The organism is Microbacterium sp. ZW T5_56, assembly GCF_044987425.1.
In the GTDB taxonomy this organism is placed as follows: Bacteria; Actinomycetota; Actinomycetes; order Actinomycetales; family Microbacteriaceae; genus Microbacterium.
In genome coordinates this window covers 1-13,646 of the sequence record NZ_JBJDRI010000045.1, presented here as the reverse complement: position 1 = coordinate 13,646, position 13,646 = coordinate 1, and the positions used below count along the sequence as shown (strand labels likewise).

Below are 13,646 nucleotides of genomic sequence, written 5' to 3'. Positions count from 1 at the left end.
CATCCGCAGTCCTCACCGGAGAACGACCTCCGGTGATCCCGCACCGGCCCACCACCGAGCGGGAGGTACAACACCGCGGACCGTGCCTCGGGCACTGTCCGCATCACAGCACCGGAAGGAAACTCATGCGCTCCATTTCGAAGCGGACGATCGCCACGCTCGCGGTTGTTCTGCCCCTGTCCCTCGCCCTCGGCGCCTGCTCCAGCGGCGGAGACGGCACCGGAGACGCCGGCTCTGGCGGCGGCGACGACAATACCCTCACCGTCTGGACCTGGGACCCGAACTTCAACATCTACGCGATGGAGGAGGCCGAGAAGATCTACCAGAAGGATCACCCCGACTTCACACTCGACATCGTCGAGACGCCGTGGGACGACCTGCAGACCAAGCTGACCACGCTCGCCCAGTCGGGCCAGACGGGTGAGCTGCCGGACATCTTCCTGATGCAGAACAACGCGTTCCAGAAGAACGGCATCAACTACCCCGAGCTGTTCAGCCCGATCTCCACCGACGCGGTCGATTTCTCGGAGTTTCCCTCCGCCGTGACGGCGTACTCCACCATCGACGGCACCAACTACGGCGTTCCCTTCGACGCCGGAACCGCCGTCACCGCCCTCCGCACCGACGTGCTGCAGGAGGCCGGCTACACGCTCGCGGACTTCACGGACATCACGTGGGATGACTTCATCACCAAGGGCAAGGACGTGCTCGCCAAGACCGGCAAGCCGCTGCTGTCCGGTCAGGCGGGATCCTCCGACCTGATCATGATGATGCTGCAGAGCGCCGGTGCCAGCCTGTTCGATGACAAGGGCAAGCCCACCATCACCGACAACGCCACGCTCGAAGCCGCCATCAACATCTACACGCAGCTGGTGAAGGACGGCATCCTCGTGGAGGTCAACTCCTGGGACGAGTACATCGGAACGCTGGTGAACGGCACGGTCGCCGCCACTGTCAACGGCGTCTGGATCGTCGGTTCGATTCAGACCGCCGAAGACCAGGCCGGCAAGTGGGGAATCACGAACCTGCCGAAGCTGGACGGCGTGTCCGGCGCCACGAACTACTCCGCAAACGGCGGCTCCTCCTGGGCGATCAGCTCGAAGGCCAACGTTGATCTGGCCACCGACTTCCTGGCGAAGACGTTCGCTGGATCCACCGAGCTCTACGACACCATCCTCCCGAAGGCGGGCGCAGTGGCGAACTGGATCCCCGCGGGTGACTCGAAGGTCTACAACGAACCGTCGGAGTTCTTCGGCGGACAGACGATCTTCGCCGACGTCGTCAAGTTCGGCGCCGAGGTCCCGTCCAACAACACGGGCGCCTACTACTACGAGGGCCGCGACGCGGTCAGCGCCGCACTGACGCAGGTCATCGGCGGTGCCGACCCGGCTTCGGCGCTCGCCGAGGCGCAGGCCAACGTCGAATTCGCGATGCAGTGATCACTCGCCGGTCGGCGCTCGCTCTTCGCGAGCGAGCGCCGACCGGCACCATCGGCATCCCGCCGATCCTGATCCGCATCCACGCACTGAAAGCGAGACCGACGTGACACTTTCCGTCAACCGCTCCCGACGAAGCCGGAAGGAGCAACCGCTCAGCGCCTCTGTCCACGGCCCACGGCCGTGGCTCACCGGTGAACGCCGCCGCAGCCTCACCGGGTGGGGATTCCTCCTGCCCGCCGCCCTGCTGATCCTCGTGTTCAGCTTCATCCCGATGATCCAGGCCTTCTTCCTGTCACTGCAGACGGGACGCGGAGCCGGCCTCAAGTTCGCCGAGCCGCTCTGGAGCAACTACGCGCGCCTCATGCAGGATGAGACGTTCAAGCTCACCCTGCAGAACACCTTCATCTACCTGATCATCCAGGTGCCGATCATGCTGATCCTGGCCCTGGTGCTGGCGAACCTGCTCAACGATCGCAATCTGCGCTTCAAGGGACTGTGGCGGACGGCCATCTTCCTGCCGTGCGCGGTGTCGCTGGTGGCGTACTCGCTCGTGTTCCGCACGATGTTCGCCACCGACGGATTCGTCAACGACATGCTGGGTGGCCTGGGACTCATCGACTCGCCGGTCAACTGGCTGGGCGATGCGAACACCGCACGGTTCGTCATCATTCTCGGCCTGCTGTGGCGCTGGACCGGGTACAACATGGTGTTCTTCTTGGCCGCACTGCAGAACATCGACTACTCCAGCATCGAGGCCGCGAAGGTGGACGGTGCCAACGCCTGGCAGACGTTCTGGCGGGTGACGGTTCCGCAGCTGAAGCCGATGATCCTGCTCACCGCGATCATGTCGACGAACGGCACCCTCCAGCTCTTCGATGAGTCCTGGGCTCTGACACGCGGCGGTCCCGCGTACATGACGATGTCCATGTCGCACTACCTCTATGAGGTTTCGTTCCTGAAGAACCCGAACTTCGGCTACGCCGCAGCGATCTCCTACGTGATCCTGATCCTCGTCGCCGTGCTCGCGTTCATCCAGATGAAGGTGGGTGACAAGCGTGACTAAGCTGCTGCGCCAGGGACCGAAATACCTGTTCCTCGGCATCTTCGCGATCTTCTCGATCTTTCCGCTCTACTTCATGGTCGTCTCCGCGACCAACACCAGCAAAGACGTGCTGGACTCGCGCCTCCTGCCTGGCGGCGAGCTGTTCGCCAACCTCGCCAAGCTGACCGGTTCGCAGAACCTGTGGGGCGCGATGTCGGCCTCGTTCGTCGTGGCCGTCGGCGTCACGGCGCTGGCGCTGGTCATCTGTTCGATCGCCGGTTACGGCTTCGAGGTGTTCCACTCGAAGGGCAAGGACCGCCTCATGGCGGTGCTGCTGCTGGCCATGATGATCCCGTTCGCGGCCACGATGGTTCCGCTGTTCCAGCTGTTCTCGCGCGTGGGGCTGGTCAACTCGCTGGTCGCCGTGATCATTCCCGCGATCTCCACACCGTTCCTCATCCTGCTGTTCCGGCAGGCATCGCGCGGCTTCCCGCACGAGATCATCGAGGCGGCGCGCATCGACGGGCTGAGCGAGCTGAGCATCTTCGCCCGCATCTACATCCCGACGATGCGTTCCACCTATGCGGCAGCGGCCGTCATCACCTTCATGACCGCGTGGAACAACTTCCTGTGGCCCAAGGTGATCCTCGTGAACAACGCGTTCCAGACCATGCCGATGCTCATCTCCAACCTGAGCGCGGGCTACGTCACCGACTACGGCGTCCTGATGCTGGCCGTGCTGCTCGCCTCCGTGCCGACCATGGTGGTCTTCCTGATCCTGCAGCGCGCTTTCGCGCAGGGAATCACGGGAGCCATCAAGTGACGACCAGACCTTCGCTTCCGATTCCTGCCGCGCGGCTCGCGCAGAAAGCCACGGGTGACCAGTGACCTTCGACAGCTCCCGGATCGCCGATCCGTCCTTCTTCGCCGATGGGCGCCTGCCCGCTCACTCTGATCATCGCTGGTTCGCCACCGATGAGGAGCTGCTCGCGGGCACGAGTTCGTACGAGCAGAACCTCAACGGGCTGTGGAAGTTCCACTACGCCCGCAACGTCGATCAGACCATCACCGGTTTCGAGCAGGTCGGGTTCGATGTGAGCGGGTGGGACGACATCCCTGTGCCCGCGCACATCCAGCTGCACGGCTACGATCGCGCGCAGTACGCCAACGTGCAGTATCCGTGGGACGGCCACGAGCAGATCGTGCCGGGCGAGGTGCCCACGCGCTTCAACCCGGTCGGATCGTACGTGACTGACTTCGTGCTCGATCGTGCCTCTGGTCCGGGGGAGCGGGTGGTGATCACATTCCACGGTGCCGAGAGTGCGATTGCGCTGTGGGTCAACGGCACCTACATCGGCTACGCCGAGGACAGCTTCACGCCGTCGTCGTTCGACATCACGGACGCGCTCGCCGACGGCCCGAACCGCCTCGCCGCGCAGGTGTTCAAGTGGAGCGGCGGATCGTGGCTGGAGGATCAGGACTTCTACCGTTTCTCGGGCATCTTCCGCGATGTCGTGATCACGCACCGACCGGCGGCCCACGTCGCCGACCTGCACGTGCGGACCGTGATCGACGGGACCTCCGCAGAGGTGATCCTGACGGCGGACATCGACGGTGACGCGGAACTCACCGCGGACCTGGACGGTGTGGGGCTGACGCGCGCCGAGGATGGATCCCTCCGCGTGCGGATCGAGGACGCCCGACTCTGGAGCCCGGAAGATCCGCACCTCTCCGACCTGGTGCTGCATCTGCGTCGCGGGGGTGAGGGGGGTGAGGTGGTCGAAGTGATCCGCCAGCGCGTGGGTGTTCGCCGCTTCGCGATCGAGGACGGCGTGCTCCGGTTGAACGGCGAGCGCGTGGTGTTCTTCGGCGTCAACCGTCACGAGTTCGGACTGCAGGGTCGTGTGATGACGCGCGAGCAGACCGCGGCGGACCTGCGGCTGCTGAAGAGCATCGGCGTCAACGCGATTCGCACCAGCCACTATCCCAACAACTCGTTCTTCTACGAGCTCGCCGATGAGTTCGGCCTCCTGGTGATCGACGAGATGAACCTGGAAACGCACGGCATCTGGGATGCGATTCGTGCACTCGACCTTCCGGTGTCCGAGGCGCTGCCCGGGGATCGTGCCGAGTGGCGCGAGGCGCTGCTCGACCGCGCCGTGAGCCTGCTGCGTCGCGACCGGAACCACCCGTCGGTGGTGATCTGGTCGTGTGGAAACGAATCCTTCGGCGGCACCCTCATTCGCGATGTGGCCGACTACTTCCGTGCGGCGGATGACCGGCCGGTGCACTACGAGGGCGTCGACTGGGATCCCCGCTACCCGGAGACCACCGACATCGTCAGCCGGATGTACACGCCGGCGGCCGAGATCGAGGAGTTCCTGACAACCCACCGCGAGAAGCCCTTCATTCTCTGTGAGTACGCGCATGCGATGGGCAACTCGTTCGGTGCTGTCGACCGCTACATCGATCTGGCCTACCGCGACGAGCTGTTCCAGGGCGGATTCATCTGGGACTTCTCCGACCAGGCTGTCGAACTCACCGACCGATACGGCAACACGTACTTCGGCTACGGCGGCGACAGCGGTGAGTCACCGCACGACTCGGACTTCAGCGGCAACGGCATCCTGTTCGCTGACCACACGCCGAAGCCCTTTGTGCAGGAGGTGTCGTTCCTCTATCAGCCGCTGAAGCTCACGATCGAGCGCGGCGGCATGACGATCGAGAACCGCAACCTGTTCACCTCGACGGCCGCATACTCGGCTGCAGCAACTCTGCGCACGAACGGGCGCACGCTGCGGACAGTCGCGATCGAGTCCGCCGTGGCGGCGGGAGAGCGCGGATTCGTGCCGTTCGGGTTGGACGTGCCCGACGTGCCGGGTGAGTACACGATCGACGTCGAGTTCTTCCACCGGGACGCCACAGCGTGGGGTCCGGCCGGAGCACGGGTGGCGCGGGGCCAGGGTGTGGTCGTCGTCGAAGGCGTCCCGGCCACGCCTCGCCCGGTAGCTCGCCCTGAGGTGGTCGACGGGATCCACAACATCGGTGTGCGCGGCGAGCACTTCGAGGCACTGTTCTCGAAGCTGTACGGCGGACTCGTCTCCTACCGGTACGGGCAGACGCGTGACGGAGGTCGAGAGCTGCTGGCGGCGATGCCGAAGCCGAACTTCTGGCATGCTCCCACGTCCAACGAGCGTGGCTGGGGAGCACCTTTCGAGGACGGTCAGTGGCTGCTGGCCAGCCGGTACGCGCGCCCCGCAGGCGACCCGCTCCAGACGGCCCGCATCACCACGGACGATGGATCCGTCACCGTGTCCTACACGTACGACCTGCCGACCCGGCCCGCAACGTCCTGCGATGTGGACTATCGGGTGACGGGTGACGGGCGCATCGAGGTGACGCTCTCGCTGACGGTGCCGGAGGGTCTGCCCGATCTGCCGGAGTTCGGGATGATGCTGTTGACCTCACCCGACCACGATCGGCTGCGCTGGTACGGCGACGGCCCGGAGGAGAGTGCGGTGGATCGCCGCCTCGGCACCCGCCGCGACGTGTTCGCAGCGAGCGTGGCCGACCAGCTCACACCGTACCTGCGACCGCAGGAGGCCGGCAGTCGCACGGGCGTCACCTGGGCAGAGGTCACGGATCGTCGCGGCTGGGGCTTGCGTGTGGAGAGCGAAGACGGGATGGAGTTCTCGGCGCTGCCGTGGACGCCGTTCGAGATCGAGAATGCGGATCACCCGCATGAGCTCCCGGCCACACGCCACACCGTGTTGCGTCCGGCGCTGATGCGTCGCGGCGTCGCCGGCGACAACTCGTGGGGCGCGCGCACGCACCCAGAGTTCCTGGTGCCCACCGATGCACCGCTCCGGTTCCGCTTCGCCTTCACCGGCGTCGCGGGTGGCGGGGCGGCCGGCCGCGGCTGAGGTCGACACGGCGACGGCGGTGGGCAGGTCCCGTCGCCGTCGCCGTCGCGGATCGGGGAAGATGGGGGAGTGCTGGAACTGGAAGCCGGATCGTGGGCGCTGCTCGTGCTCGGAGCGCTCATCGTCGGTGTCTCGAAGACCGGCATCCCCGGTCTCAGCACCCTCATGGTCGCCGTGTTCGCCACCGTGCTGCCCGCACGGACATCCACCGCGGCGCTCCTGTTGCTGCTCATCGTCGGCGACATGATGGCCCTCGCGATGTACCGCCGGCACGCGGACTGGCGCACCATCCTCAAACTCGCGCCTGCGGTCGTCGCGGGGATTCTGCTCGGTGCCCTGTTTCTGTGGTGGGCGTCCGACGGATGGGTGCGCAAGGCGATCGGTGCGATCCTGCTCCTGTTGGTGATCATCACCCTGCTGCGGCGACGAGCCGCCACCGTCGAGGTGGGGACCGGACGCGCGCTCGCCTCGAGTTACGGCCTGCTCGGCGGATTCACCACGATGGTGGCCAACGCGGGCGGGCCGGTGATGTCGCTCTACTTCCTAGCGGCGCGCTTCTCCGTGCAGGCCTTCCTCGGCACCGCGGCCTGGTTCTTCGCAATCGTGAACCTGGTGAAGGTGCCGTTCATGCTCGGCCTCGGCCTGCTGACGCCGCAGGTGGCGCTCACGGATCTGGTGCTCGCGCCCGCGGTGATCATCGGCGCGCTCATCGGGCGCTGGATCGCCGGTCGGATCAAGCAGCAGGCCTTTGACACCATCGTGCTGGTGCTCACCGTGGTCGGCGCACTGCAGCTGCTGATCTTCTGAGCTCTACAGGTCGCGCGTCAACGACTCGTCCCACGGGATGCTCCATCCGGCGGCGTCGAACAGATCGTTGAGCAGGAACGCCGTGAAGCCCCAGAGGACGACGCCGTCCAGGTCCCAGGCCGGTCCGTGGAAGGCGCCGAGCGGGTGACGGTACACGGAGGTGAAGCGGTTGGCGGGATCCAGCAGCCAGGCCACACTCACGCGCAGCACGTCGGCGGTCTCGCCCTCATCGACGCTGACGTAGTGACGCGGCGCGACGCGCCAGCCGATCACCGGCGTCACGCGGAAATCGCTCACGGTGCCGACTTCGGGAAGCTCGGCGAGGATCTCCACGTCTGAAGCCTCGACGCCGATCTCCTCGTTCGCCTCTCGGAGCGCGGTGGCCACGATATCGGCGTCCTCCGACTCGGCACCACCACCGGGAAACGCGACCTCGCCGGCGTGCGCGCGCAGCGCACCGGATCGCACCTCCAGGACGACGTCGAGATCCTCGGCGGTGAGCTCCTCGAGCCCGCGTTCGTCGTCGTCACGAGCGCGTCCGAACAGGATGAGCACCGCGGCGGCGCGAGCGTCGGCCTGCGGGCGGAAGCGACCCGTTCGTCGCTTCTCCAGGTGCGCGCCAGCGGCAGCTGCAAGGTGCAGCAGCCCGCCCGGGGTCGTGTTCGACATCCCCTCCAGCCTATGCGGTGTATGCACGCCGAGGCCCTTCGTCTCGCCGCGGGGGAGAGACGAAGGGCCTCGGAGGGGACGTCAGGCGACGAACGCGGGTTCGCGCGCGGGGGTGTCGGTGAGGAAACGGTCGTAGGCGTGGACGGTGAGGAACAGCGGGAACTCGTCCCCGAGCACCAGCTCTCGCAGGATCTCGGCGGCGTCGTCGAATCGGTCATCCGGGTAGCGGTCCAGATCGGCGAGCACGCGATCGATCGTGTACTCCACGCGCTCGCGGACGATGGGAAGACCGTCTTCGGTGAGCGCGCCCTGATGGATCCACTGCCAGAGCTGACCCCGACTGATCTCCGCCGTTGCGGCGTCCTCCATGAGGTTGTCGATTGCCGCTGCACCCGTACCCCGCAGCCAGGAATCCAGATACCGCAGCGCCACCGAGACGTTCTGACGGATGCCGTCGCGCGTCACATGACCACCCTCGATGCGCAGGTCGAGCAGCTGCTCGGCGCGCACGGAGACGTCCTCTCGCAGCCGATGCGTCTGGTCGGTGCGTCCGGCCATCGCCGCGTCGAACTCGGCGCGCGCCACCGGGATGAGGTCCGGGTGCGCCACCCACGTGCCATCGAAGCCATCCACGGCTTCGCGGCGCTTGTCGGCTGCAACCTTCTCGAACGCCTCCGCCGTCACCAGCGGATCGCGCCGGTTCGGGATGAACGCGCTCATGCCGCCGATGGCATATGCCCCGCGCTTGTGGCATGTGCGCACCAGCAAGTCCGTGTAGGCGCGCATGAACGGCACCGTCATCGTGATCTGGGAGCGATCCGGCAGCAGGAAGGACCGCCCACGGGAGTGGAAGTTCTTGATGATGCTGAAGAGGTAGTCCCAGCGTCCCGCGTTGAGGCCGGCGCAGTGATCACGCAGCTCGTAGAGGATCTCCTCCATCTCGAACGCCGCCGTGATGGTCTCGATGAGCACGGTGGCGCGGATGGTGCCGTGCGCCAGGTCCAGCCAGTTCTCGCTGAAGGTGAAGACGTCGTCCCACAGACGGGCACCCTCCAAACTCTCCAGCTTCGGCAGGTAGAAGTACGGGCCGCGACCGCGCGCGATCAGCTCCTTCGCGTTGTGGAAGAAGTAGAGCCCGAAGTCCACCAGGGCACCCGAGACCGAGCCCTGCTGGCCGGCCGTGGTGGTGTAGCGGAAGTGCTTCTCGCCGAGGAACCAGCCACGCGGTCGGAAGACGATCGTGGGCGTCTCCTCACCGAGGTGATACTCCTTGCCCTCGTCGCTCGTGAAGTCGATCTGGCGACGGATCGCGTCGTACAGATTGACCTGACCGCCGATGATGTTGTGCCACGTGGGGCTGGTCGCATCCTCGTGATCGGCGAGCCATACCTGTGCTCCCGAGTTCAGGGCGTTGACGGTCATCTTGCGATCGGTGGGTCCGGTGATCTCCACGCGCCGGTCCTGCAGACCCGGTCCGGGGCCCGCCACGCGCCAACTCGGCTCCTCCCGGACGGGTGCCGTGGAATCGCGGAAGGTCGGCGTGTAGCCGGCGTTGATCGCCTTCTGGCGCTCGTATCGCTCGCGCAGTCGGTCCTGCCGACGTGCGGCGAACTGGTCGTGCAGCGCGGTGAGGAACGCCAGGGCTTCGGGGGTGAGGATCTCGTTGAAACGGGGCTCGAGCTCGCCCAGCACTTCGAAACGGGGGTGGGTGGTCATGATCGTGGCCTTTCTGTATCCGTGCGGATCAGTGGAACTGGGCGGATTCGGTGGAGCCGACGAGAGCGAGTGTCGCGCTCTCGGGGTTCAGCGCGGTGGCGATCCGGTCGAAGTAGCCGGTGCCCACCTCCGCCTGGTGCTTGGTCGCGGTGTAGCCACGAGCCTCTGCGGCGAACTCGGCCTCCTGCAGCTCGACGTACGCCGACATCTGGCGCTGCTTGTAGTCGAGGGCGAGTTCGAACATGCCGTGGTTCAGGGAGTGGAACCCGGCGAGAGTGATGAACTGGAACGCGTACCCCATCGCCGACAGCTCCCGCTGGAATCGCGCGATGGTGTCGTCGTCAAGGTGGCGGCGCCAGTTGAAGCTGGGGGAGCAGTTGTAGGCGAGCTTCTGGTTCGGGAACTCGGCGTGGATCGCCTCGGCGAAGCGGCGAGCCAGCTCCAGATCGGGCTCGCTGGATTCCACCCACAGCAGGTCCGCGTACGGCGCGTAGGCGAGGCCGCGGGCGATGACGGGCTCGATGCCTCCGGTCACCTCGTAGAAGCCCTCCGCCGTCCGGGTGCCGGTCAGGAAGGGACGATCGCGGTCGTCGATGTCGCTGGTGAGAAGCGTGGCAGCCAGCGCATCGGTGCGGGCGATGATCACGCTGGGCACTCCGGCGACGTCTGCAGCGAGGCGTGCCGCGTTGAGGGTCCGGATGTGCTGGGAGGTGGGCACGAGGACCTTGCCTCCCATGTGACCGCATTTCTTCTCACTGGCGAGCTGGTCCTCCCAGTGCACGCCCGCCGCGCCCGCGGCGATCATGCCCTGCATCAGTTCGTAGGCGTTCAGCGGTCCGCCGAATCCCGCCTCCGCGTCGGCGACGATGGGTGCCTGCCAGTCGCGGGTGGTGGTGCCGGTCTCGGCGAACTCGATCTGGCCAGCGCGCAGGAGTGCGTTGTTGATCCGGCGGACGACCGCGGGGACGGAGTTGGCGGGGTAGAGGCTCTGGTCGGGGTACGTCTGCCCGGAGAGGTTCGCGTCGGCAGCGACCTGCCAGCCGGAGAGATAGATCGCCTCCAGTCCGGCGCGCACCTGCTGCACGGCCTGGTTGCCGGTGAGCGCGCCCAGCGCATAGACCCAGGACTCCGGGTCGTCGTTGTTGCGCTGGATCAGCTCCCACAGCTTCTGCGCACCGCGGCGGGCGAGCGTGGCCTCCTCGCGGACGGGACCGCGAAGGCGGACCACGTCCTCCGCGGTGTAGTCGCGACGAACATCCGCCCAGCGGGGGTCGGTGATCCACTCCGCCTCGAGGTCGGTGGCGGTCTGGTTCTGCTGGCCGGGGAGGGCTGCGTACTCGGTCATGTCGGCTCCTTCGCTGAGTGCTGCGAGTGGTTCTGAGACGAGCTTGCGCCGCACTTTCGACCTTCTCCGGCCAAAACGGAGGAGAAATACGACCAGATTTCTGAGCTTCGGAACGATCGGCCATGTCATGCTGTCGTCATGGCGATGCAACGAAGCGCGCACGGCGACGATGAAGACATGCTCGACTCACTGACCATCGGCCGCCGGATCCGTGCGCTCCGCCGAGAACGCTCGATGACGGTGGAGGAGCTGGGACGTGCGATCGATCGTGCCGCCTCTCAGGTGTCGGTGATCGAAAACGGGAAGCGCGAGCTGCGGCTGGTCGAGCTGCAGCGCCTGGCGAAGGCACTCGGCACCACGCTCGATGCGCTGCTGGAGCCAGCACCGCACTCCCGCCGCGATGAGCTGGAGATCGCGCTCGAGCGGGCGCAGCGCGGACCGCTGTTTCGATCGCTCGGGCTGGACGCGCTGCCCATTCGTCGATCGCTCAGGGACGAGGCGATCGAGACGATCCTCCGCCTGCACGACGAACTCGGCCGCCTGCACGAGCAGCGTGCCGCAACGCCTGAAGAGGCTCGCCGCGCGAACACCGAGCTGCGGGCTCAGCAGCGTCGCCGAGACAACTACTACGAGGAGCTCGAGGCATCGGCTGCGGAGCTGCTCGGTGCCATTGGACATCGCGGTGGTCCGCTGTCGCAGCGCGAGACGGGGGAGCTGGCCACACACCTCGGGTTCTCGCTTCACTACGTCAATGACCTTCCGGGCAGCACGCGCAGCATCACGGATCGGCGGCATGGACGCATCTATCTGCCGCAGCACCAGCGCGGCACGGATCTGCGATCGGCCCTCCTCCAGGCCCTCGCCGCGCACGTGCTGGGCCAGCCGGAGCCGCAGGACTACGGGGACCTGCTGCGACAGCGGGTCGAGACCAACTACCTCGCCGGCGCGCTGATGGTGCCGCAATCGAGCGCGGTGCCCTACCTCCAGGAGGCGAAGGCGGCGCGCGAGCTGTCTGTCGAGGACCTCCGCGACCACTTCGCGGTGAGCTATGAGACCGCGGCGCATCGGTTCACGAATCTCGCCACTCGCCATCTGGGAATTCCCGTGCACTTCACGAAGGTGCACTCCAGCGGGGTGATCTCGAAGGCGTACGAGAACGACGACGTGCAGTTCCCGACCGACGCGCTCGGATCCGTCGAGGGGCAGCGCGTGTGTCGCTGGTGGAGTGCCCGCCAGGTTTTCGAGGTGGAGGATCGACTCACGCCGTACCACCAGCTCACCGACAAGCCGGTGGGCACCTACTGGTGCACCTCGGCGATCGTGAGCGCCAGCAATGGCGAGTTCTCCCTCAGCGTGGGGACCCGATTTGCCGACTCCCGCTGGTTCCGCGGGCGCGACACTCGCCGGCGCATGACGTCGACGTGTCCCGACCCGGCGTGCTGCCGCGAACCTCGTGCCGAGGCGGCCGCCCACTGGCGTGGGCAGGCGTTCCCGAGTGCGCGGCTGAATTCGTCGCTGCTCGCCGCGATGCCGGACGGCAGCACCACCGGGATCGACACCGTTGCGGTGTACGAGTTCCTGGACCGCCACGCCGCCGCGCTCAACGAGAGCTGACCCGCGGCCGCATAGCGTTGGCGGGTGCGATTCTCGGCTTTTCAGTCCTATGCGGATTCGATCGGAGTCGCGGTCGATGTCGTGGCCGAGGCGCAGGACAGCGACTACGAGACGGGAATCGCTCAGCTTCCCGACGGTTCCTGGCATATCCGCACGGCAAGGAACACGCCCACGAAGCCCGGAGCGTTCGTCGCGTTCTGGCGTCGTGACTCCGCGGGTCGGACGGCGCCGTTCCCGCAGGACGATGCTGCGGCGGGACTTCTCGTCTTCGTCGAGCAGAACGACAGGCGCGGCGTGTTCCGCTTCACGCGGTCACACCTCGCCGACCTCGGGATCACGGCCGGTCCCGGCAAGCGCGGGTTCCGTGTCTACCCCACGTGGTGCGTCGGCCTGAACGCCACGGCCCGCGCAACGCAGCACGCCCAGTCCCCGGCTTTCACCGAGTACTGACCCCCCGGCTCTTGCCCCCGCGTCTCCGCCCCCAGCGCGCGACACAGTGACCGTGAGACTTCCGTCTGTGGGCGAGAATCGGCGCGTTGCGGTGATTCTCGCCCACAGACGGAAGTCTCGCGGGGGTGTGCGACGACCGTGGAGGCATGCACTGCGCACCGCTGGCTGAGATCCGCGGGGATGACCGCCGCGCCCAGTGGTCTCAGGGTTAGCACCTACATCCCACCCTGGCGACAGTTCCCGAGACCAATCACGCGACCGGTCTGAGATCATGCAGCCAACGGGCTTCATGAGCGCGGAAACTGAGACCACACCGTCGCCACCGGGCGCACCGTCGCGACCGGGCACAGCGTCGCGACCGGGCACAGCGTCGCGACCGGGCACAGCGTCGCGACCGGGCACAGCGTCGCGACGCGGCACAGCGTCGCGGGAATCGGAGTGGCGCGCCCACGCGCGGACTCTCCCTGGCGTCCCGCCGGGCACTCAGAACCGTGAGACTGGCGTCTGTGGGCGAGAATCCGCGCGTTGCGGTGATTCTCGCCCACCGATGGAAATCTCGCGGGGTATGTGTGCGCCACCTTGCTGCGGAGGCGCGGCTGACGACCCTTGCTAGGGGGGACTCCTCGGCGGAGGAGGGGGAC

At 66.7% G+C, this 13,646-nt stretch carries 10 protein-coding genes; 7 read left to right on the top strand and 3 right to left on the bottom strand.

The genetic code is table 11. The annotated features are described in order from the left end of the window. Nucleotides 1-125: 125 nt before the first annotated feature. The 5 genes from ACI3KU_RS17095 (at nt 126) to ACI3KU_RS17075 (ending at nt 7,211) form a co-directional block, all read left to right on the top strand. Complete coding sequence (locus ACI3KU_RS17095; protein ID WP_404923534.1) at nt 126-1,439, top strand: extracellular solute-binding protein; 1,314 nt, start codon at nt 126-128, stop codon at nt 1,437-1,439. A gap of 103 nt (nt 1,440-1,542) precedes the next feature. Continuing rightward, nucleotides 1,543-2,502, top strand: coding sequence for a carbohydrate ABC transporter permease (locus tag ACI3KU_RS17090; protein ID WP_404923533.1), 960 nt, complete (start codon nt 1,543-1,545; stop codon nt 2,500-2,502). After that, nucleotides 2,495-3,304 (top strand): carbohydrate ABC transporter permease, encoded by an 810-nt coding sequence (locus ACI3KU_RS17085; protein WP_404923532.1) that lies wholly within the window; start codon nt 2,495-2,497, stop codon nt 3,302-3,304. Before ACI3KU_RS17090 ends, ACI3KU_RS17085 begins: the two co-directional genes overlap by 8 nt. Nucleotides 3,305-3,365: 61 nt before the next feature. Then, nucleotides 3,366-6,404: a glycoside hydrolase family 2 TIM barrel-domain containing protein gene (locus ACI3KU_RS17080; RefSeq protein WP_404923531.1), complete on the top strand. Its 3,039-nt coding sequence runs from the start codon at nt 3,366-3,368 to the stop codon at nt 6,402-6,404. Nucleotides 6,405-6,473: 69 nt separating this feature from the next. Continuing rightward, nucleotides 6,474-7,211 (top strand): sulfite exporter TauE/SafE family protein, encoded by a 738-nt coding sequence (locus ACI3KU_RS17075; RefSeq protein ID WP_404923530.1) that lies wholly within the window; start codon nt 6,474-6,476, stop codon nt 7,209-7,211. A 3-nt stretch (nt 7,212-7,214) separates the two neighbouring features. Here ACI3KU_RS17075 and ACI3KU_RS17070 read toward each other — a convergent pair whose 3' ends face one another. The 3 genes from ACI3KU_RS17070 to aceA all read right to left on the bottom strand — a co-directional run bounded on the left by ACI3KU_RS17070 (nt 7,215) and on the right by aceA (nt 10,941). After that, entirely contained in the window at nt 7,215-7,880 is a 666-nt protein-coding gene (locus tag ACI3KU_RS17070) for an NUDIX hydrolase (RefSeq protein WP_404923529.1), read from the bottom strand. 81 nt (nt 7,881-7,961) lie between these two features. Then, on the bottom strand, nt 7,962-9,596 hold the full coding sequence (aceB, locus tag ACI3KU_RS17065) for a malate synthase A (protein WP_404923528.1): 1,635 nt from the start codon (nt 9,594-9,596) through the stop codon (nt 7,962-7,964). Between the two features lie 28 nt (nt 9,597-9,624). Then, nucleotides 9,625-10,941 (bottom strand): isocitrate lyase, encoded by a 1,317-nt coding sequence (gene aceA / locus ACI3KU_RS17060; protein ID WP_404923527.1) that lies wholly within the window; start codon nt 10,939-10,941, stop codon nt 9,625-9,627. A gap of 138 nt (nt 10,942-11,079) precedes the next feature. Here aceA and ACI3KU_RS17055 point away from each other — a divergent pair, with 138 nt between their 5' ends. Beyond that, on the top strand, nt 11,080-12,555 hold the full coding sequence (locus ACI3KU_RS17055; protein ID WP_404923526.1) for a helix-turn-helix domain-containing protein: 1,476 nt from the start codon (nt 11,080-11,082) through the stop codon (nt 12,553-12,555). Between the two features lie 24 nt (nt 12,556-12,579). After that, complete coding sequence (locus tag ACI3KU_RS17050; RefSeq protein WP_404923525.1) at nt 12,580-13,005, top strand: MepB family protein; 426 nt, start codon at nt 12,580-12,582, stop codon at nt 13,003-13,005. Nucleotides 13,006-13,646: the final 641 nt, after the last annotated feature.